28 protein-coding genes are annotated in these 20659 nt (G+C 48.9%); 14 read left to right on the forward strand and 14 right to left on the reverse strand.

Going from position 1 to position 20659, the window contains the following annotated elements; genetic code table 11:
- Positions 1-272: 272 nt before the first annotated feature.
- A complete protein-coding gene (locus tag IPG80_RS15625; protein WP_345108543.1) occupies positions 273-434 on the forward strand; it encodes a hypothetical protein in 162 nt (53 codons plus the stop codon).
- Between the two features lie 139 nt (positions 435-573).
- Positions 574-783 (forward strand): hypothetical protein, encoded by a 210-nt coding sequence (locus IPG80_RS15630; protein WP_345108546.1) that lies wholly within the window; start codon positions 574-576, stop codon positions 781-783.
- A 165-nt stretch (positions 784-948) separates the two neighbouring features.
- Here IPG80_RS15630 and IPG80_RS15635 read toward each other — a convergent pair whose 3' ends face one another.
- The 10 genes from IPG80_RS15635 to IPG80_RS15680 form a co-directional block, all read right to left on the reverse strand.
- A complete protein-coding gene (locus tag IPG80_RS15635; protein ID WP_345108549.1) occupies positions 949-1242 on the reverse strand; it encodes a cyclic nucleotide-binding domain-containing protein in 294 nt (97 codons plus the stop codon).
- A gap of 204 nt (positions 1243-1446) precedes the next feature.
- Entirely contained in the window at positions 1447-2067 is a 621-nt protein-coding gene (locus IPG80_RS15640) for a cytochrome D1 domain-containing protein (RefSeq protein ID WP_345108552.1), read from the reverse strand.
- Positions 2064-2204 carry a cytochrome D1 domain-containing protein gene (locus tag IPG80_RS15645; RefSeq protein ID WP_345108555.1) on the reverse strand — a complete coding sequence of 47 codons (141 nt, stop codon included), beginning with the start codon at positions 2202-2204 and terminating at the stop codon, positions 2064-2066. Before IPG80_RS15645 ends, IPG80_RS15640 begins: the two co-directional genes overlap by 4 nt.
- Positions 2182-2364, reverse strand: coding sequence for a cytochrome D1 domain-containing protein (locus tag IPG80_RS15650; RefSeq protein WP_345108558.1), 183 nt, complete (start codon positions 2362-2364; stop codon positions 2182-2184). The genes IPG80_RS15645 and IPG80_RS15650 overlap by 23 nt, the downstream gene beginning before the upstream one ends.
- Positions 2333-2920 carry a cytochrome D1 domain-containing protein gene (locus IPG80_RS15655; protein WP_345108561.1) on the reverse strand — a complete coding sequence of 196 codons (588 nt, stop codon included), beginning with the start codon at positions 2918-2920 and terminating at the stop codon, positions 2333-2335. The genes IPG80_RS15650 and IPG80_RS15655 overlap by 32 nt, the downstream gene beginning before the upstream one ends.
- Positions 2857-3474, reverse strand: a complete 618-nt coding sequence (locus IPG80_RS15660) for a hypothetical protein (protein WP_345108564.1) — start codon at positions 3472-3474, stop codon at positions 2857-2859. The genes IPG80_RS15655 and IPG80_RS15660 overlap by 64 nt, the downstream gene beginning before the upstream one ends.
- A gap of 1 nt (position 3475) precedes the next feature.
- Entirely contained in the window at positions 3476-3733 is a 258-nt protein-coding gene (locus IPG80_RS15665) for a hypothetical protein (protein ID WP_345108567.1), read from the reverse strand.
- A 57-nt stretch (positions 3734-3790) separates the two neighbouring features.
- Positions 3791-3931: a helix-turn-helix domain-containing protein gene (locus tag IPG80_RS15670; RefSeq protein ID WP_345108570.1), complete on the reverse strand. Its 141-nt coding sequence runs from the start codon at positions 3929-3931 to the stop codon at positions 3791-3793.
- On the reverse strand, positions 3928-4491 hold the full coding sequence (locus tag IPG80_RS15675; protein ID WP_345108572.1) for a Crp/Fnr family transcriptional regulator: 564 nt from the start codon (positions 4489-4491) through the stop codon (positions 3928-3930). The genes IPG80_RS15670 and IPG80_RS15675 overlap by 4 nt, the downstream gene beginning before the upstream one ends.
- Entirely contained in the window at positions 4488-5582 is a 1095-nt protein-coding gene (locus IPG80_RS15680; protein ID WP_345108575.1) for a hypothetical protein, read from the reverse strand. Before IPG80_RS15680 ends, IPG80_RS15675 begins: the two co-directional genes overlap by 4 nt.
- Positions 5583-5684: 102 nt before the next feature.
- Between IPG80_RS15680 and IPG80_RS15685 the strand changes: the two genes are divergently transcribed.
- The 8 genes from IPG80_RS15685 (at position 5685) to IPG80_RS15720 (ending at position 16126) form a co-directional block, all read left to right on the forward strand.
- A complete protein-coding gene (locus IPG80_RS15685) occupies positions 5685-7610 on the forward strand; it encodes an ATP-binding protein (protein ID WP_345108578.1) in 1926 nt (641 codons plus the stop codon).
- Between the two features lie 7 nt (positions 7611-7617).
- Complete coding sequence (locus IPG80_RS15690) at positions 7618-8277, forward strand: response regulator transcription factor (protein ID WP_345108581.1); 660 nt, start codon at positions 7618-7620, stop codon at positions 8275-8277.
- 157 nt (positions 8278-8434) lie between these two features.
- Positions 8435-8590: a hypothetical protein gene (locus IPG80_RS15695; RefSeq protein ID WP_345108583.1), complete on the forward strand. Its 156-nt coding sequence runs from the start codon at positions 8435-8437 to the stop codon at positions 8588-8590.
- Positions 8591-8630: 40 nt separating this feature from the next.
- Positions 8631-9146 (forward strand): cytochrome C oxidase subunit II, encoded by a 516-nt coding sequence (locus IPG80_RS15700; protein ID WP_345108614.1) that lies wholly within the window; start codon positions 8631-8633, stop codon positions 9144-9146.
- Between the two features lie 2 nt (positions 9147-9148).
- Positions 9149-10876, forward strand: a complete 1728-nt coding sequence (locus IPG80_RS15705; protein WP_345108586.1) for a cbb3-type cytochrome c oxidase subunit I — start codon at positions 9149-9151, stop codon at positions 10874-10876.
- 82 nt (positions 10877-10958) lie between these two features.
- On the forward strand, positions 10959-11624 hold the full coding sequence (locus IPG80_RS15710; protein WP_345108589.1) for a sulfite exporter TauE/SafE family protein: 666 nt from the start codon (positions 10959-10961) through the stop codon (positions 11622-11624).
- Positions 11625-11775: 151 nt separating this feature from the next.
- Positions 11776-14019 carry a cation-translocating P-type ATPase gene (locus IPG80_RS15715; protein WP_345108591.1) on the forward strand — a complete coding sequence of 748 codons (2244 nt, stop codon included), beginning with the start codon at positions 11776-11778 and terminating at the stop codon, positions 14017-14019.
- A gap of 43 nt (positions 14020-14062) precedes the next feature.
- Positions 14063-16126, forward strand: a complete 2064-nt coding sequence (locus IPG80_RS15720) for a 4Fe-4S dicluster domain-containing protein (RefSeq protein ID WP_345108593.1) — start codon at positions 14063-14065, stop codon at positions 16124-16126.
- Between the two features lie 46 nt (positions 16127-16172).
- Here the strand turns inward: IPG80_RS15720 and IPG80_RS15725 are convergent, their stop codons facing one another.
- From IPG80_RS15725 to IPG80_RS15735, 3 genes are all read right to left on the reverse strand, one after another.
- A complete protein-coding gene (locus IPG80_RS15725; protein ID WP_345108596.1) occupies positions 16173-16664 on the reverse strand; it encodes a hypothetical protein in 492 nt (163 codons plus the stop codon).
- 98 nt (positions 16665-16762) lie between these two features.
- Positions 16763-17869, reverse strand: coding sequence for an acyltransferase family protein (locus IPG80_RS15730; protein ID WP_345108598.1), 1107 nt, complete (start codon positions 17867-17869; stop codon positions 16763-16765).
- A 63-nt stretch (positions 17870-17932) separates the two neighbouring features.
- On the reverse strand, positions 17933-18355 hold the full coding sequence (locus IPG80_RS15735) for a class I SAM-dependent methyltransferase (RefSeq protein ID WP_345108617.1): 423 nt from the start codon (positions 18353-18355) through the stop codon (positions 17933-17935).
- Positions 18356-18755: 400 nt separating this feature from the next.
- Between IPG80_RS15735 and IPG80_RS15740 the strand changes: the two genes are divergently transcribed.
- Positions 18756-18917 carry a hypothetical protein gene (locus IPG80_RS15740; protein WP_345108600.1) on the forward strand — a complete coding sequence of 54 codons (162 nt, stop codon included), beginning with the start codon at positions 18756-18758 and terminating at the stop codon, positions 18915-18917.
- Positions 18914-19174 (forward strand): TetR-like C-terminal domain-containing protein, encoded by a 261-nt coding sequence (locus tag IPG80_RS15745; protein WP_345108603.1) that lies wholly within the window; start codon positions 18914-18916, stop codon positions 19172-19174. The genes IPG80_RS15740 and IPG80_RS15745 overlap by 4 nt, the downstream gene beginning before the upstream one ends.
- A gap of 144 nt (positions 19175-19318) precedes the next feature.
- Here the strand turns inward: IPG80_RS15745 and IPG80_RS15750 are convergent, their stop codons facing one another.
- A complete protein-coding gene (locus IPG80_RS15750; RefSeq protein ID WP_345108606.1) occupies positions 19319-19549 on the reverse strand; it encodes a DsrE family protein in 231 nt (76 codons plus the stop codon).
- Positions 19550-20192: 643 nt separating this feature from the next.
- Here IPG80_RS15750 and IPG80_RS15755 point away from each other — a divergent pair.
- Positions 20193-20486 (forward strand): hypothetical protein, encoded by a 294-nt coding sequence (locus tag IPG80_RS15755; RefSeq protein WP_345108609.1) that lies wholly within the window; start codon positions 20193-20195, stop codon positions 20484-20486.
- Positions 20471-20599: a hypothetical protein gene (locus tag IPG80_RS15760; protein ID WP_345108611.1), complete on the forward strand. Its 129-nt coding sequence runs from the start codon at positions 20471-20473 to the stop codon at positions 20597-20599. The genes IPG80_RS15755 and IPG80_RS15760 overlap by 16 nt, the downstream gene beginning before the upstream one ends.
- The last annotated feature ends 60 nt before the right edge of the window (positions 20600-20659 follow it).

The raw sequence follows: 20659 nt of genomic DNA on the forward strand, positions 1-20659 counted from the left end.
ATACAACTATCGAAGGCTGGTCTCGCGCACTCCGATTTGCGCGACAAAGAAACAGAAGAACATACCTTGCGCGTTACCAACCTAACTCTTCAATTGGCTCCAAGCTTTCGATAATAGCCATGTCCGAAAATTCGAAACATATAAAGCATGGTGCATTTACTCCATGATATTGGAAAAGTATTAAGGGTACATACCCGATAATATTCTTCGAAAAGCAGGAGAACTAAGCGATGATGAGTGGGTAATGATGCGGCTGTATCCTCAACTTGCTTATGAAATGCTGTCTCCAAATTGCATATTTACTACCCGCGTTGGATATTCCGTATTGTCATCACGAAAATGGGATGGTACTGGCTGCCACACTTGGGCTAAAAGAGGAGGAAATTCCGCTGGCTGCACGACTATTTGCCGTGGTGATGTCTTTGATGCGCTGACCAGTGACCGCCACATATCGCCCTGTGGGCAAAAATAAAGCACTGAATATATCCACTTAAAGGCAGGTTCACATTTTGATCCAAGCGTTGTAGAAGTGTTCTTAAGATTGATTGATAAGAAATAATATGCAATGTACTTTTGTCTGAGGTGCTATCTCATGTAGTGTCGGGTTTCAACCCAAGCATTAATCTTCCTGAAGCATGGCTCGCTCCGCCAGCCTGCGCGGTTCAGAATACGGATGTGTTGCTTGTCCATCTCAAGATCGGTCCCGCCTTCGTCAACTCACGAATGACACGGCTAAGTCTACATCAGGCACAGTTCCCAAATTGCGCCGCCAGCTCCGTCTGATTGTCCAGCGGCGGCGTTCAATCACGTCCCCTCAGTTGAATCCAATAACAGGTTCGGCAAAGCGTGCCTCAACAGTCTTTAACAATAGATCCGCCGCAAGTGTAGTCGGGCTGGTAATCTTATCTGCCATGTTTCCAATAGTCGCACGCCTCTGCGGATATTTCATCACCACCTCTTCCAACGCGTGGCGTGGGATGAACCAATCACAGGCTCTTCCAATGCCACTGCCGTCACTGGGTTGGGACGTTTTGCCAGCACGCCGATCTCATTGAAAATCTCACCCGCATCCAAAAAGCGTAACACCTGTTCTCGCCCATCAAAACTGCAGTTCCCAAGGCTTTCAAAGAACCATATTCCAAGTAGTACAGATTGGATCTCTGTCGCCCTCCCAAAATACGACCGCGCGGGGCGGAAAGACTTTCCACATCGCACTATACGCAGGAGCTCTGATGGTTTCATGGTCCAGCCCGCGCAGGAATTCAAAGTCTTGCAGGCGTTTGAGAAGGATATCGTTTTGCATCAGAGTCCTCGGCTATGAACTATCTTTATTATCATTTTGATATTACTCTATCATACATGTTTATATTGATCTCTGCTTTATAAAAAAGCCTGCCGACTTCATGTCGACAGGCTTAAACTGATTCACTTAGCTTTTAGTAGATTTCATGGATGGTGTTGTACACATTGAACACCGGTAGGGGTAATAAGGTCTTTGATATGGGCAATTTCTTCGAGGGTTTCATCGTTATAGATGACGATTTCGCCTGTCTTGCCTGGCTGATCGGCAGAGCCCCAAATACTGACCCAGACTTCGGTGCCATCCATGTTGTATTCAAAGTGGACAGCGCGCCCATAATCAGCAGCCTCCCAACATTTATAAACTTCAGTGGGGTTTTCCTTGGCAATGACACAAACTGTTCGTTGAAGTTTTTCATCTGAGTTCAACACAAAGTCTACCCAAACCCATTTGCTATTGGGATGTGTCTTGATGAAGAGACTGCCAGCGCCGGGAAGTTCAATATTGCGGACAACCTTCCAGGCGCTGTCGGGGTTTCCTTCAGGATCAGTGCCAATGGCGATGAGAGTTGGGGCGCTGAGGTGTGGCGTGCTCCAAACGGGACCAAATTCAGGGTCGATCCAGTTGGCGCCGCGTCCGGGATGGGGAACTTCCGGTGTGTCCACCATTGCTTCGAGATCACCTTCAAGCGCATCCACCACCACAATCTTGTTGGACTGATTGGCTGCTACCAGGAAGTAACGTTGCGGAGTCCCAGCCGCCATCATGCAGAGTACAAGGCAGAGTTGATCATCTTGATGGTCAGGTTCATCGGGTCTTGATAATTAATCAGCCAGACCTGCCCGGTCTCTTTGACATTGACGATCCATTCGGGCTTGAACTCAGAGGCGAGGATGGCAGCCACGCGGATCACCCACATAGGTGTTGGTGCCAGCGGTGTAGCCGCGCACGCTGGTAATTTTCATCGGTTCGAGGGTTTGCCCATCGAGAATGGTGAAATGGGAAGGCCAGTAACAGCCGACGATGGCATATTTATCGGTGGAAATCGCCGAATTCGCCTTCATATTTACTGACTTCAACCGAACGAGCATCGTAACAAGTTTGTACTTCAGCAACTTTTTCAGGGATTTCCATCCAAAGATCGACAAGCGCAAGCTTGCCATCACGTCCAATCACGTAGACATAGCGTCCGGTAGCGGACATGCGCGAGATGTGAACTGCATAACCAGTATCCACTTTGGCGACGATTTCATAGGTATCGCCGTCAATGATCGCTACCTGACCAGCATCTCGCAGTGTGACTGAGAAGTAATTCTGCCAATTGCGTGTGGTTTGCGGTTCGGTGGGGCGGTCTTCGGGAGCAATGAAAACCTTCCATGTTGCTTTCATTTGTTCCATCGACATTTCAGGCGGGGTGGGCGGTTCGTTCTGCAGGTACTTTGCCATGATGTCGGTTTGTTCCTGCGTGAAGAAGCCCTGTTTGCCCCAGTCGGGCATACCTTTGAGGGTGCCATTGAAAATGATCGAGGAGAGGGCAACGGTTCCTTTTGCAAGAGTCAGGTCGGGGGTGAGGGCAGGACCCGTCGCGCCTTTCGCAGCGTCCCATGACAGCCCGCGCAACGATCAAAGAAGGTTTGTTTTGCCCATGCAAAATCTTCTTCGGATAGGGAGACATCGGCGTTGGATGTATCCACCGCAACATTTGCATCTGCCATGATCGATCCACCACCCGGCAGGGTCGCAAGGTAGCCAACAATCAGGTTAATCTCTTCACTGGTGAGCGTATCTTTTAGCGTGGCGGGCATCAGACCGGGTTGGCACATTCCAGCCGGGCAGTGCTGCGAAAGATAGGCTTCCGGGTTGGTGATCGATTCGAGGATAAATTCCTCGGCAGTCTTAGCCTTGCCGGTGTAGCTGCCATCCGCAATGTGTTCTGCGGCGACGGTGGAAATACTTGCAAGGTCAGGACCAATTACGCCAACAGCGCCCGGGATGCCGGGGATGGCATGACAGGCGCTGCATCCACCTTTGGTTACGGCGTCTACAATAGCTTGCGGTTCGAGTTCCACTGTTTCAACAGCGATGGGTTCTTCAGCGGGCGCGCACGCCCAAACCAGAGCCATTAACCCTAGGAGCAGCAGGGCAAGGCTCAACATACGAGACGTTCTTTTCATATCATTCTCCTCGTTCGGAAGGTTGTTTTTGTTTGAGGCTTAAGGACAGTGCATTCAAGAAGTCTTTTTCATCGAGTTGATATGACGCAACAACATAAGCAAGCGTGCAAAATCGCGCGAAATGGCAGCCCACACATGCTGTTTTGAATTGATTAAAAACAACAAGCGTTTGGGGAGCCTTGCTTAAAGTGTTTGCCACAGTATCTTCGTGAATGTTTAGCGCCTCATTCATCGAAGCGTACAATAATTTATTTCCCATCTTTTCATTGCGATAACGCAATTTACGCCTAGTTAGTTATTTGTTTCATAATGTCACTTATTCTTTATGTCCCTCCGCGATTTGCATAAGGGCGTGCGGATCCAAAATTTGAATACGTTCCCTGCCTGCTTTGATAATGCTCTTTCGTTCCCATTCACTGATCAAGCGGCTGACCGAGAAGACAGTTGCCCCAGTCATTTCCGAAACATCTTTTCGAGAAAAAATAACTCAATTCCTGCATCTTTGCCTGAACGAATTCCAGACTGTTGCGCAAGACGAATTAATGCATTAGCGATTCGCTGTTCGACTCGATTTGTGGCAATTTCCCGATATCTAGTCTGCAACTCTTGAATATAAGTGGTCATTAAGTTCATTAGATCAAAAGACAGGTATGAGCGGGTTTCCATCATGGTGCGCAGGAAGTGGCTGGGAATGGCAATCGCTGTACTGCATTCAAGTGTTTGAGCCATTGCAGGATAAATTGCGTCTTCCCACGCGTAGCGCCCAATGCCCCGGAACATCTGCCACGGATAGATCGTCCGTAAATTGACCTGCTGCCCATTGGGATTTGATTGCATCAGTTTGACCTGCCCAGTGACCAACACGTACAGGTATTTGGCTTCGTCGCCTTGAAGAAAGAAATATTCTCCTTCTTCAATGGAACGTACGATGCTGTTTTTTAAGATCAAATCCAAATCAGCGTCTGTTGCATGTTGAAAGACACTGATCTTGCGGAGATCGTTCAAAGATATGTTCATGGTGTTTTTAATTCTGTGTTTCTGCTTTGTAGAAGAGAGTGAACCGTCATGCCAATAAAAACGAGGATGGCAATTTCATTCAGCAGCCCACTCCACATGCGCAATGTATGCAGGTTGGCATAATTCGCAATGACGCGAACAGCAAGCGAGCCGTGCAATAACCCAAGATGAATATAAAAAGCGGGCTTAAAGTCAATGGGTACACCAAGAATGGCGGGGAAGATGATGGGGGCGTGACCGAAGATCATGGAGATGACGAAGCCGACAAAAACGGCATGAAGAACCGCATCGTATCTTGGACCCGCAACCTGTGCGCCAAAACCCAGGCTTAATCCGCCGCTGATGCCGAGCCAGAGAAAGCCCAACGCGAGGCACCAGGCAATGTAGCGTGTGAGCGGAAGTTTATGCCGAACATTGCGCCAGGCAATATCATTACGCAGCGACCAAAGCGGGATAAAAAGCAAGCCCAGCCCACTAAGGCGTGTGCCGAGCTGAAGGTTGAACAAGGCGAGGATGATGCCAGCCATAAAAATTGCAATGATGCCGCCGAAGAGAATCTGCTGCATTTGTGTAGGACGCAGAACGCGGCTTAGCTCAAGTCTTTCGCCCGCAATGGTCAGCACGAGAAATGCCATCCAGAAAAAGACGACTTGATAGATTTGCCAGCCAAACGTCCATAAGAGATTCCCTATGAGCCACGCAATCGCGCCGAGGAACATGGTTACAGTATGCAATGCAAATTCACGGCGGACGATCTCTCCCAGAATGGCAACTCCACCGAGGCTGGCGAGCGTTAGGAGGATCACGCCAAAGGGTAGATTTGGAAAAATGGTGGCAATCAGCCAGCCCAGTCCAGAAAGAAGCGGGGGCAGGTACATCCACTTTTGTTTCATCGCAACGGCACGTTCCAATGTGATGAGAGTGCCTAAAAATCCAGAGATCATTACGGGACCATGTAACATGGCAAGCGATGGGGTGAGCGCAGGCAACTGCCAGCCGAGGCGCATGAGCCCTGCCCATAGTGCGGCGAGCAAACCAAGGATGGCAAGGATGAGAAATGGCATAGCGTGACGGTTGGGAAATGCTTTCATGGGGTTATTCTACACCGTGTTTTTGTGCTATTTTTAGGATTGACGATGCATCATGCCTGAGGGGTATAATTTCAAGATAGTGCTACACCAAAAAGGTAATATATGTTGAAGAGTCTTCAAGGCAGATTAAGCGCCTTGTTTTTTGCATTTGTTCTGCTTGTGCTTACTTCAGTAGGCGCAACGTTTTGGGGCGTAAAGACTCAGCAAAATGATGCACTGATCATCAACCTTGCCGGTCGGCAGCGGATGTTGGTTCAATTGATGGTGCGGCTTGCGGTTGGAGAGCAGGGAAATGGGGCGGCGAGTGAAATGCTGGTGGATGCGGAGAATACGTTTGAGCAGACACTTACGGCACTTGAGCATGGCGGGTCAACCCTCTACTTACCAGATAATTATGTTTTGATCCCTAAAACAAATAACCCTGAGATATTGGAAGCATTACAAGATGTGCGCCAAAGTTGGGTGGAATTCCGCACGGCGATTGATGCGGTTGACGAGACATCGGCGAATAAGTTTGGTAACTCATCCGCCATTGAAGAGATTGAAACCCTATCTGCTATTCTTGCTCAACAAGCGGATGTGGTTGTGCAGTTATATGAGGCAGACTCAACTGCGAAGCTGAGTATTTTACGCAACATTCAATTGGGGTTTTTATTCTTTGCTTTGGTATTGCTCGCCAGTGGGGCATGGGTGACACGCCGGTCTGTATTGAAACCGTTGTCTGAGTTGGGAGTGGCGGCTGAAAATTTGGGCGGGAATGATCTTGAAACGCCCGTACAGGTGCAGGGACCAGAAGAAATGCAGAGGTTATCTCAATCATTTGATGGGATGCGTCTCGGGTTGAAATCTGCCCAGCAGGATTTGATTGACCTGAACGATACGCTGGAGAAACGGGTTTCTCAGCGGACACGGGAATTAGAAGCACTCAATGTTGTCACCCAGGAAATCACTTCACGCCTTGATATTCAGCAGGTGTTAAGTTCGGTGACGAATAAAACCAGCGAGCTTTTGAATGGGGATGTTTCATTCTTGTGTTTGTTGGATGCGAATCAGCCTTTGCTTAAACTCCAAACATTTAGCGGAAATGCAGATGCAGCAGTTGATGACACAACCGTCATAAAAAAACATGATCTGACAGACTCTATTCTTAACAGTAACAAAGCTGTGCTTTGCGGTATTGATACCTGCCGTGAAGGCTGCTCGATCCTGTCTGATAAATATCGCAGCAGTCATATGGCAGCTCCTTTACGAAGCAATGATCAGATCATTGGTGCATTATGCGTAGGTAGTACCAGCACACAAAGATTTGGCGGTGAATCCACCGATCTGCTCACGAAACTTGCAAATACAGCCGCAATTGCCCTTGAAAACGCCCGTTTGTATGAACAGGCAGAGCGAATTGCCACACTTGAGGAGCGCCGTCGTATTGCGGCAGACATGCACGATGGGCTGGGGCAGACTTTTAGCTATTTAGGGTTGATGACCGATCAGGTGGTTGAATTGCTCTCCAATGGAAAGAATCAGGCAGCCTTGGAAAGATTGCATTTGACTCGCGAGACCATCGAAAAAGCCACAGGAAATGTACGCAAAGCCATTAATCGGCTGATGGATGAAAACCCGATCAACTCTGACCTTTGTGATCAATTGCAGGGTGTGGCAAAGGAGCTTTCTGCCCAACATAACGCCATGATTGCGTGGCGATGTGAAACCGCATCCCCATGCAATTGTCCGCCTCTGGTAAATGAACAAGTTATTCATATAGTACGTGAAGCGTTAACCAACGCGATTTCTCATGCTCACCCAACCCAAATCATTGTGCAATTTACTAAAAAAGATCATGTTTATGAGTTGCTGATTGCCGACAACGGAAAAGGGTTTGACTCTTCCCAGCCCAGCCCAAATGGACATTTTGGTTTGCAGATCATGAAGGCAAGAGCTCTGCAAATTAACGGACAACTTGAAGTCAAATCCATGCCTGGAATGGGGACACAAATTATTCTATCGTTCCCTTTGAGCAATAAGGAATAAAATTCAGATGAAGAAAATACGCGTTATGCTGGTGGACGATCACGCTTTGTTTCGTGAAGGTTTGGCAGTCATTATTGGATCTCAGCCTGATATGGAGGTTGTAGGCAATGCGAACGACGGGCTTGAAGCGGTGATCAAAGCGCAGGAACTAAAGCCAGACCTGATCCTGATGGATGTTCAAATGTCAACTATGGATGGGCTGGAAGCGACGCGCCAGATCAAGCAGCTTCTTCCTGATACGACCATTGTGGTGCTGACCGTTCGCGATGATGATGAAAAATTATTCGAAGCCCTAAAAAGCGGGGCGCAGGGATATTTGTTAAAAGATATTCGTTCACATAAGATGGTGGAAATGCTGCACAGTGCTTTGAACGGCGAAGCCGCCATCACACCGTCGCTGGCGGGGCGGGTTCTTGCCGAGTTTAGGCGCATGAGTTTCAATCAAAAAAGTGGCGATGACCTTCCAAATGAAGATAACGCGTTGACTGAACGTGAATTGGAAGTGTTGTCCCTGGTTGCCAAAGGTGCGTCTGACAGGGATGTGGCTGAAAAATTAACGGTAAGCCTGAACACAGTCAAGACTCACATTCGCAATATCCTCTCCAAGCTTAGGGTCAACTCCCGTAGAGAGGCTGCCAAACTGGCGCAAAGCAAAGGGCTGTTGTAATAAAAAAGAATTAGTTCTTTTTGAAAAAAAGTGATTTATAAATCACTCTTTTTCATTCCAAATATTACGTATAACCAATACGCTAATCGTAGCAATTAATTAATATGAACGATGAAAGCCTAAAACTTTTGCATCTATCTTTTTGAGGAGAATCGCCATGTCCGACAAAGAAAAGGAAGAACCTCAACACCCCGGTCAAAAGATATTCGACAACATCTGGCTATTGTTTGTGTTGTCGTTGTTGATCAGCACATTGATCTACAACGTGTGGGGAATTATCGATTTGTTAAATGTGCCCCTAGCGCCATATTAAAAAATTGGAGAATGAATTATGTTAGCCCCTGAAAAAATTGGTGGAAGCCCATGGGTCGCATGGAAAAAGTTGGCTCACCGTTGCGCTTGTCTGGTGCATCTTCCTGACCATTATGATGCCGCTTTGGTATCTCTACGGCAAGCAAAATGTGCCCACCGAAACCTATCGAACTTCGCCTGCCGATTATGGAGAGAAGGTCAATGCCTTTGTGGAGCAATATACCATCGGCGAAGATACGGTAAACGGAGTTACGCTGCCTGTTGTTGCCGCCCCTCCCGGGAGTGATGTGTACATCCGCGCCAGCACATGGCAATGGTACCCGATTCTGCAATTGGAAAAGGGAGAAGAATACCGCCTGCATATCTCTTCCTTGGATTTGCAACACGGGTTCTCCCTTCAGCCAGTCAACATCAACCTTCAGGTCATCCCTGGATATGACTATGTTGCAACCATCACTCCCACCAGTGCAGGCGAATTCACAATTGTTTGCAATGAATATTGCTTTGTTGGTCATCACACCATGGTCGGCAAAGTATTCGTGACCGAGGAGAAATAAATATGGCATCCCTTGCACCTACCACTCCCTGGACGGCGGGCGCGAAAGACGATTATCGCGACTGCCCCGTAACCACGCTCAAAGTGGATATGCACACCGAACGCCTCATCATTGCCAATGCGGTCATGGCTGTGGTGACACTTGCCCTCGGCGGCATTGCGGCGTTGTTGATCGCGCTCACCCGCTGGCAGGCGATCCATTTACTCCCTGCCGTTTGGTTCTACCGCCTTCTCACCTTGCATGGCATTGACATGCTAATCGCGTGGATCGTTTTCTTTGAAATGGCGGGGCTGCACTTCGGCTCGACTATTCTACTAAATGCACGGCATGCTGCACCAAAACTCGCCTGGACGGGCTTTATCATGATGACCGTCGGCGGTTTGATGGCAAATGCCGTGGTGTTGTTCGACCCGAATTCAAACGTCATGTTCTCAGCCTATGTTCCCATGAAGGCGCATCCGCTGTTCTATCTGAGTTACATCCTCTTTGCCGTCGGCGCATTAATCACGGTTATTACATTCTTCATCAACATTGTGGTCGCCAAACGCGAAGGGCGCTTTTCAGGCTCGCTGCCCTTGGTGGTGTTTGGTCTCATGACCGCTGCCATCCTCGCCACCTACACCCTGCTTGAAGGCGCTGCAGCGATCGTACCAGCCTTCTTCTGGTCACTGGGTATTCTCAAAACCTATGACCCGGGCATCTATCGCAACTTCTTCTGGGGATTCGGACATCCCGCGCAACAAGTCAACCTTGCGGCAATGGTCTCCATTTGGTATGCGCTCGCACAGATGACCGTCGGCATTCGCCCCGTCAACGAAAAGTTCTCGCGCCTCGCCTTCATCCTCTATCTGTTCTTCATCAATCTTGGTTCGGCTCATCATCTGTTGGTTGACCCCGGTCTATCCTTCGCTTGGAAAGCCGTCAATACATCCTACGCCATGTACCTCGCCGTGCTGGGTTCCATGATGCACGCCTTCTCCATCCCTGCTGCATTGGAAATTGCCCTACGAGCCAAAGGCTACAGAAAAGGCTTGTTTGGATGGCTTCGCAATGCGCCCTGGAGTGAGCCGGGATTCAGTTCATTGGTTCTTTCCATGTTCCTCTTTGGCTGGATCGGCGGCGTGACTGGTGTGACCATCGGCACTGAACAGATCAATATGCTCGTCCATAACACTTTGCGTCTTCCGGGTCACTTCCACGCGACCGTGGTTAGCGGCACAACGCTTGCCTTCATGGGCTTCACCTATTACGTGATTCCGCTCATCTTCCGCAAGGAACTCAAACTTAAGAGCTGGGCAAAATGGCAGCCGTATATTTTCGGCTTTGGCATGTTGTTGACCTCTCTGGGCATGATCGTCAGCGGTTTGCAAGGCGTCGCCCGCCGCAACTGGGATATCACCTTCGCTGGTGTGGTTCCCGGCACCGTTGAAATCTCATTGGCTGTCTTCGGTATTGGCGCGCTCCTGGCTGTAACTGGCGGCATCATGTATGTGACCATCGTGCTCACCTCCATTCTCACCGGACCCCGCCTCGAAGCTTCTAATCTTTTGCTGCTCACTGGCACACACAACCCGATCATCGATTCCACAAAATTGACCGATCACCAAATGGAAGACAAGCAAAACCAACCCAAAGGCGCGCTCGTGCTCGTCTTTGCCTTCCTTGTCTGGTTCGCCATTTATTACTTCACTAACTGGTGGTTGCTGGGTCGTACCTGGTTCATCCGCTAGAAAGACGTTCTCCTTTGAAAACCTGCCCGGGGCTTCGCCACCTCGGGCAGGTTCAAATTTCCAAGACTGGCAACTCAACAAAATGACAGCATCCTTTTTACTCGGGTTACTCGGAAGTCTTGGGCATTGTGTCGGCATGTGCAGCGCAGTCATCATCCTCTTCGACCGCCAGCCGGTCTTTCAAAATAAACTCGCCTGGGTTCTCGCGCACGCGGGGCGCATCAGCACCTATTCCGTTCTCGGTTTCATCTTCGGCGCATTTGGTCAAACCCTTTGGGCATTTGACGGATTTCAAGCCGCGCTCTCCATTCTGTTTGCGATCCTTGCATTTTATATGGCATCTGCATTTATTGGATTAACTCCCTCGCCAGAATCATTATTTCCTGGATTGGTTCAACGTTGGGGGAAAGCCATTCGCGGATTCAAATCCGCTTCACTCTCGACCTCATATCTGCTCGGACTCCTTTGGGGACTCCTCCCCTGCGGTTTGGTCCTGACTGCGCTTCTTACGGCGGTCACTTCCACCAATGCGTTTCAAGGCGCATTGAATATGACTGTCTTTGGCATTGCCACACTCCCAAGTTTATTTGCCGTTAAATGGCTTGCATCAAAATCCATTCCACGCATCTGGTCACGAAGCCTTGCTTCTCTTGTGATGATGTTCTTCGGCTTTCAATTTGCCATGCGCGGATTCGCCTCCCTCGGTCTCGTTGACCACTTTATGCTGGGCTCGGTCATGCTTTGGTAAATTTCAAGTTGTAAATATGAATCTAGCCTCTGCTTCTCCTGTCAAATCAAAAACGCTCACCACCTGTTCGCTTTGTGGATTAACCACCCTGCATCCCCTATCGAGCGACAAAGGGGACGTCTTTTGCTGTCCATCGTGCAGGGAGGTGGCGGTGCTTCTAGCGGAGAGTCCAGCTGTTGAGCAGAAACAGGCTCAAGCTCCAGAAGGAAGCGGGGAAGTCATCCTCACACTTGGCGGCATGTGGTGTTCATCCTGCGCGTGGTTGGTCAGTGAAAACCTCAAACGTACAAAGGGCGTGGTTAGTGCGGATGTGAGTTTTATCCAACAACAAGCTAACATTACCTTCGACTCAAAAATCACCAATCAACAATCACTAAAAAGGCGCGTACGCACACTTGGGTATCAAGCCACGCTTCCAGATGAAAAACCCCGTGACGAAGAAGAATCTTTTTTCACCCGTTTGTTGATCGGCGGTGTGATGGTCTTGCACGACATGATCGTGGGCGGCGGAATTTATGTGCGTGAGTTAATGGGCTGGGCAACCCCAGAGACGGCGTGGCTCGTGCATTTCTTCCAGATCATGATGTTGGTTTCGAGCCTGCCTGTTTTGATTCTGCTGGGGCTGCCGATTTTACGCGCAGGGTTTGCAAGCCTCCTGCGCGGGCAGCCAAACATTCACACGCTGATCATGATCGGAACATTCTCGGCGTTTGGGTTATCGGTTCGCAATTTAATTTTAGGGCATGGCGGTTTATATTTTGACACCGCCACCATGCTCATCTTCCTTGTTTCGATTGGACGTTGGCTGGAAATGCAGGCGCACAAATCCAGCAACAAGGCTGTCTCGCGTTTGCTTGAACAAATTCCCGATCAAGCGACGGTGGTTACAAATAATCAAGATAGCGTTGTGAATGTTGCAGAGCTAAAGCCTGGTATGCGCGTACGGGTTCGCCCAGGTGAACGCTTCCCTGTGGATGGACTCATCGCCATCGGTGAAGGTGACGTGGATGAATCGTTATTGACAGGCGAACCCAAGCCTGTGACGCATCACGAAGGCGATAAGATTCAAGCGGGAACGGTCAACCTTGACGGCAGTTTTGAAGTGATCGCAACGGCGGTTGGCACATCCACCACGGCGGGGCAGATTGGGCGTTTGCTGCATGAGGCGTTGTGGGCGCGTTCTCCGCTCGAAAGAATGGTGGATAAACTCTCAGCGTGGATGACTCCGCTGGCGTTGGCATTGGCGGCGATTGCCTTTCTGATCTGGTATTCCATTGCTGGGCTTGAAACGGGTATGCTGGTGGCATTATCTGTTTTGTTGATCGCGTGTCCATGTGCGCTGGGGCTTGCCACTCCGTTGACGTTGTGGCTTTCGCTTGAACGCGCCGCTGAATCTGGCGTCATATTACGCAGCACAGGCGCATTGGAACGGCTTGCCAAAGTGGAGCGAATCTTCTTCGACAAAACGGGTACGCTCAGTCAGTTGCCAATGAAGGTGTTGGAGATTAAAGAAGAAAGAGGAAAGAAGAAAGAATTTTTAGAAGTGGTCGCTTCGGTTGAGAACGAGTCGGAACATCCGCTGGCGAAGGCGATTGTGGAGTATGCCAAGACTCAGAATATTGAACTCATTAAACCAGCATCCTTCAAAGTCCTCCCAGCTCTCGGCATTGTCGGTCAATTACCAGTTACCAATTACCAATCTCCAATTCACATTGGCTCTGCCCGTCTCCTGTCTGCCGAAGGGTTGAGCATGTCAACGGATATCAGTCAGCAGGCTGAGGCGTGGAAAGAAGCGGGGCATATCGTCGTGTATGCGGGTTGGGATGGACAAGTGACGGGTATCCTCGCGCTCGGCGAAACCGTCCGCCCAGAAGCGCAAGAGACGGTTCGGCAATTGCAATCACGCGGGTTGGAACTCGGCGTGTTGACGGGCGACGAAGCCAGCGCGGGTGAGCGTTGGCAAAAGGCGTTGGGCATCCCTGTCAGCGCCGCGCTTAGCCCTGATGAAAAGATGAAACGCTTGAGCGAAAATTCCGCAATGGTCGGTGATGGCATTAATGACGGTCCTGCCCTCGCCGCTGCAACCATCGGGCTTGCGATGAATCATGGAACGGATGTTGCCCGTTCCGCCGCCGACATTGTGCTTGTGCGCGACGATCTGCGCGTCATCCCGTGGCTGGTGGATTTATCACGCGAATCGATGAAACGTGTAAAACAGAATTTAGGCTGGGCAGTGATTTACAACCTGCTCGGTGTCGGGCTTGCAATGGCAGGATTGCTGCAACCCGTTTTCTCTGCCTTTGCAATGGTGGCAAGCAGTATCTTTGTCACGACCAATGCCATGAAGATGAATAAATTCCCATTGTTAGATGAAGAAAATATGAAGGTCGAATAAACCCAACCTTCAACCTGAAACCTTGAACCTGGAAACTCAATCAATGACAAATTACAATCCGTACGCACAACGTAAACTCCTCCGCACCTTCGAAAAACTGTGGGCAAAATTCGAAGGCTTTATCAATCTTTTTACAAAATCGGATTTCAATCCGTTTTATCATCTCGGCACATTGACGATTTTCATGTTGCTTGTGCTGATTGGCACGGGCATTTACATCACCCTCATTTACCGTCCTGGCTTGGATGTCGCCTATCAGACCGTTGAAAAAATTGACTCTACCTGGTTCGGTTCGCTCATGCGCAGTATGCACCGCTACGCTTCCGACGGCATGATCGTGCTGATCGTTTTGCACATGCTCAAGATGTTGATAAGTGACCGTTTCTCGGGTCAACGCTGGCTGGCATGGACGAGCGGCTGGATCATGCTCGCAATGGTCTGGCTAACGGGCACCATGGGCTACTGGCTCATTTGGGATCAACGCGCGCAATGGATGACCGAATACATGATGGAATATTTGGCAGGCTCATCGGGGCTTACTTATGTTGCGACTGATCTCGCCTCACGCACATTTTCCAATTTCGTTATCATCATCTTTTTGCATGTCTTCATTCCGCTCGTCGGTTTCCTCGGCATTTACATTCACAGCCTCAGGCTTTCGCGTGAGCGCTGGTGGTCACCGCGCTGGGTTAGTATTCAAGCTGTGGTAGGGCTGGTGGTCTTGTCGCTCTTGAAACCTGCTCAATCCGCGTTGCCTGCCGATCTATCACAACTGATTCAATCCGTGCCGATGGACGCTTTCTATTTGGGCTTTTTGCCATTGATCGACTTGTGGGGCAACCTGATTTTCTGGGGACTGGCAATTCTCGTCGGCGGGAGTTTGTTCCTGCTGCCCTGGCTCGCCTCTGGACCTAACCCCGGACCTGCTGCGGTTACTGATCCAAAGTGTACTGGCTGTAACATTTGCTATGCCGAATGTCCATTCGATGCGATCCGCATGAATGACCGCAATGATTCTTCGGGTTATCACAAACTGGCGATCATCAACAGCGCACAGTGCACAGGCTGTGGAATCTGCGTGGGGGCATGTCCTACTGATGCAATTGACTTGAAGGGCGGTTATAACGGCGAGCAGGTATTCGGTGCGGTCAAAGGCGCATTATCGCAAGAAAAACAGAATGGCAATCCTGTGACCGTCTTGTTTGCGAGTCACAGAGACGAAGCGCTGGGCGGCTTGCCAGCGGAATTAAACGTCAGCAAGGGAAAGGCTCCTGTTGCAGTGGCAACTGTCGGCGGGGAAGAGGCGGCGCGCGTCATCACGGCGGTATTGCCGAGCATCAGCGCGGTCAATATCGAGTGGATCAAATCCCTGCACACCGCAGGCGCGCGCGATGTCGTCTTGCTGTCTCATCCGTATGATGATGGGGTCTATCGTGAAGACGCGCATTGGATTTTAAGTAGATTGCATTCGCGCCACGCATTGGTCACAAAGGAAGTGCATTGGCTGGAGACAACGCCAGGGAATTCGAAAACGGTTTTGAATTTTCTAAATGATTTGCATCGTAGTGAAACGCAAGCAAAAAAGTCTGCGCCTGTTTTGCCGCCTGTGAAGGAACGCAACAAACTGATTCCATCCATTGTTAGCGCCTTGATCGGAATGCTTCTGCTGTTTGGTATATTTTCTCTTGCCCTCCCGTTGGATATTCCTTCGGGCATGGCTTCTGCCGATGGCTCTGCCATTCGCATCGCTTTGGATTTGAAAGGCAAGAGTTCTGTTGCCGCAGTCCCTCCAGGCATGACCCTGCCCGAAGGTGCGGATGCCGAAAAGATTTTTGGCGGCGAGCATTACCCTGTGAGTGTGGTGGTGGTGCTGGATGGTGAAACGATTTTGGAAGAGACGTATCAACCTTCAGGTGTTGGCGGCAATGGGCGTATTTCGGCGCTTGAATTTCTTTCCATTCCGGCAGGTTCACATCAAATTGAAATGCGCTTGAAAGATGATGAAAATGATTACCGTGTAGTGTATTCAGATACACTTGACCTGAGTGTGGGGCAGGTTGTAGTGTTTAGTTATGATGATAAGAGCGATATGGTGATTGTTCGATAGACACTTAAACAAAAGAGCGCAGGGTTTTAGCCCTGCGCTCTTTTGTTTACTTCGCTTGCTTGGGTTTCATTTGATACGCTACAAAAAAACCGATCAGCAGAACAGCCAGCACCGCAAAGGGAATCCATGTCAGCCGCGCATCTTCAGCAAGAATGGCGCGGAAGGGTTCTTCGATCTCGGGGTTGGCGATATACCATTTGCCGCCATCCTCAGAAAAGCCGTTGACAATACCGTCGTAGTATACATACCCATTGTATGGATAGTAATGCAATTGATCGTAGGGAATGCCTTTGCTGCCATCGGCATGCATCCGCACGATCTGATAGCCCTGCCCGGGCTCTGTTGGCGGTTCAATACTGCCTTTTGAAAAATCGGCAAAAGTATTGATATCCGCAGTGAATAAGGGGTTGGACACATTAATGTCGCCTGTAATGCCGGGTCCTTTGATGACAATGTAGTCAAATTCGCCAGCAGCACGCGCGACGACTCCGGGGATAACCAGAGCCAAAATCAATACAAGGAAGTATATTTTTTTCATTTTTTTTCTCCAGATCGTTTTGTCTGATTATCCCAGAAATTTTTTGTTTTTCTTTGATCTAGCGCAAGGATGACATGGAAGAGTGAAGCAATTACGCCTTACTTTACAGGCTTTAACCCGAAAAATACGCGGCTCACATTCCAACGCTTTACTGCTTCATAAGCAAGCAAAGTCAAACCTGTGGCGAACACAACAATCAACGGATACTTCACCGTCACCGGCGCGTCGAGCTGAATTACAAAATATCCTGTTATCACGCTGAATGTCATGTGCAATAAATAGAACGGCATCGCCGCTTCACTTGCGTATCGCAGAATATGATTTGTGAAATTCAAGAAGCGATGTCCCAGCCCAAGCGTTGCCAGCGTCAACGCCCAGCGTCCCATTTGGTACATCAAACCCAATGCCATCCACTGTGGCGTCCATTGGGCAAAATTTCTGATCGGGAAAATGATGTTGATCGCGGTCTCAGCCACGCCATACGCCAGCGCAATCCACGTCAATTTATCAATGGATTTTTGAAAACGCATGTCGCTTGCAAAGACAAACCCGAAAAAGAAAATCAGGAAGTAATACAGCGGATTCATATCCCCAAGGATTCCCGTCGCGGCGGCAAGCGTTAACGGGATCCCCAATACGATCAGACTCATGGGAGTCTGCATCGCTATTCCAAATCTTTCGATTACGCTTTTGCCTTTTTCTGTCCGCAACCAGACGAAGATGGGTAGTCCAGCCAACGAAAAGACAAACAAAAACAGAATGAACCACAGATGCGCAGGCGTGAACGCTCCGTTCATGCCATCCAGTTGATTTAGGTCAATGCGAAAGAAACCAGTGTAACCTTCCTGTAGCGAAAGTACATCACTATGTTGGATGTATATTGTTAACAGGACATACGTCAGAATGCCAAAGAGGAGCGGAAGAAATAACCGCACAGATCGTTCACGGATATATTCTCCCACCGAGCGGACACCGAGCGCAAAATACGTCGCCGCGCCAGAGATCATGAACAGCATAGGCATATGCCACAAATGGATGAATCCTGTGATTTCAGCCAGGATGTGGCTGTTAACCGGATCCCTGATGTACATGATGGTAAATGGGTCGAATACAAAGATCAACGCCACGTGAAAGGGGATGAGTAATAACACGCCCAGCACACGTAGCCAGTCGAGGTCGTGGCGTCTTTCGGAGGATGATGTCATGGTGATAACTCCTTATTTATGTCATTGCGAAGGCGCTCTTGTTCTTTGCCCGAAGCAATCCCCTCAAGGCAAGGAGATTGCTTCGTCGGGAAGAGCACCCTCCTCGCAATGACATATGTTTATAATGGCATTGCCTAAAGTAGACAAGGTCGAGACTACCGTGTCGAAACTTCCATCAGGAATTTCAAGATGCTCGGCATCCATTACTGCAAAGTTTACATTTAGTCCGTGTTTGATTGCATTCTCGCGGGCAATTTTCAGCATTTTAGGACTCAGGTCGACTGCCGTGACCTCACTGCCAGCGGGGAAGAAGGGAAGATTCGAGCCTGTGCCGCACGCCACTTCCAAAATTTTGCCGCTCGCTTTTGAAAGCAGCTTCTTTTTCAGCCGCGCCACGCCGAGAATGTGCTGGTCGAACCATGTTCTTTTCTCGTATTGGCTGGCGATCTCATCATAGGCGGTTTTGTATTTGGGGGAATAGTCAATCTTGCGCTAGACGGAATGCGTTGAGGCTTGCAGGTTTTCCCTTCCTGCGTTTTTATCGTTTTCATGATTGCTCCTTTTGTTATACTGTGTAACAGTATGTGTAACAATGTTTGTATTGTAGCCAGCCCCGTGAGTAAGTCAATTACGGATATAGAGTTGATGTAACTTAAGTTATATCAAGCTGAGTTTTGTAACAAAAGTGGATAACCATGCCAAGAAAATCATCCCTCGTAAACATTGACCCTCGTGTCAAACGCACACGCCGATTGTTGCGCGACGCGCTAGTTTCATTGATTCTGAAAAAGGACTTTGCCTCCATCACGATCAGGAGGTCACAGAACGTGCCGAGGTAGCCTACATTACGTTCTATAGGCATTATGAAAGTCTCGATCAGTTGCTGATGGAAGTATTGGATGAAGGGCTGACGGAGTTGATGGTCCACATCGAGACACTGGCGAAACAGTCCGATACCTCCGCTCTTGAAACAGAGGGACGACTCATCTTCGAGTACATAGGGCAAAAGCTGATCTTTTCCATATCCTGCTCAAAAGCCAGAGCGTGACACGTATCCGCAAGAAGGTTGTGAGTAATATATCCGCCATTTTCCAGAAATCCTGTGTGCCATTGGAAAGGCTGGGAAATCAGGTAACGATCAATATGGCATCGAATCACATTGCCACATCTTTATTATCACTGATCGAGTGGTGGCTGGAAAATAATATGGAACCTTCCCCGATTGAGATGGGGAAGGTTTATAAGAGCTTGATTATTGATTCAACGGTAGGAGCAGTGAGTTCTTTATCGGCAGTGGCGAAATAGATGTTTTACCCGCATCATATTTTCAATTAATACACAATCACTTGATCTGCATCCAACGTCCAATCGCCTAGTAAATCCATATTCCCCATCTCGACCTTCTGTTAATTCATCCAACCCGAGACCTCGGGCTTCACAACACGTGCCTCAGGTAGCGACCTTGCCGCGCTTCGTGAGTGACTTGACCATGCGCTCGATGTTGTAATAACCATCTGGTGTTTTCTGCGCCTTGCGAGCACAATAGACCGCGTCGGCAACCAGGAAGACCATTACCTGCACCTCATCGCGTTTGACCAGGTTTATTGCATGACGCATGGCATTATAGGGACGCTCATCTCCATATGGGGCATCATTGATCACGAAAAGAAATTTTTTCATCTGGCATCATCCTTTGTAGGCGGTTTGGTTTGGTGAAGGGTTTCCTAGTGAGATTTTGTATTCATAGTGAAATTATAACTTGAAGACCGTAACTAAGCCTCCGCCAAGTGTGAGGACCGAATCTCTTCACCCCCCGACTAAATCTGTAATTGTGCTTGCAAGCATTCAGGATGCAATGATAGGCGCGCGCTGATAAATTCAGTTGGCTCATCGCTGCAAGCATCAGACTCTGACACTTTGACAAGCTCAGTGCAGCGCCTTTCGGGTTGGAGTTGGCAAAATTGCCTGACCTCACCGATGCGCATATTGGCATTTTGTTTATGCTCTGCATGCTTGTGCTAATCTGCCTGCTCATCGCGCATGATGGATTAAAGAAATACGAAGCGATATAAGTAGAATCAAAAAACGCAGGGTTTTTCTCCCGCGCTTTTGATTCTATTCTCTCAACTACTTGTGAGCTTCTCAGTGAAGCAGTTCTTTAAGTGAATTGTCTTGGTGGTCTGCAATCCAAAAATGCGAAATCCTAGAAAGTATTTAGAATCGTCTGCTTACATCCTTCATTTTACAAACTATTTACAACGGCATTACCCGCGCTAAACATTTCGTCTGTAGGATTAGGTATTCAATTTATCAAGGAGATGTTGTGTTTAGAAAAGTCGTAATGGTTTTGCTCTTTATTATCAGATCTCCCGCTGTGCGCGGATGGCACCAATACAAACAACGGAGCAACAACCAATTGAAGCACAAGCAACTGTCGGCGTGGAGGGAGGCGATAATATCCACTCGTCAACACGCCGTGCCCGTCAACGTCAATGACTACGCCATCTTCTCCATCAACGTGCAGGATTTCTCGTATCCTGAACAATCGGCTCATGGTATTAGATCGCATCATCACCTTGCACGAAACCTGCTGGAATGCCTGTGGATATTTACTTGACCGATGATGGCGCAAATTTACGCGGAGCAATTCCGCAATTACTGGAACGACTCAAGACCTCGTCTGTGATTGCCATTTCATATCACTACCGTGCCGCGCCCGTACGCAAATAATTATGATTGGCTCGGTCTGCGTAATATGAGCGCGGACGAACTCTACCAAACCGTCCTGCG

The organism is Candidatus Villigracilis vicinus (genome assembly GCF_016702885.1).
In the GTDB taxonomy this organism is placed as follows: Bacteria; Chloroflexota; Anaerolineae; order Anaerolineales; family Villigracilaceae; genus Villigracilis; species Villigracilis vicinus.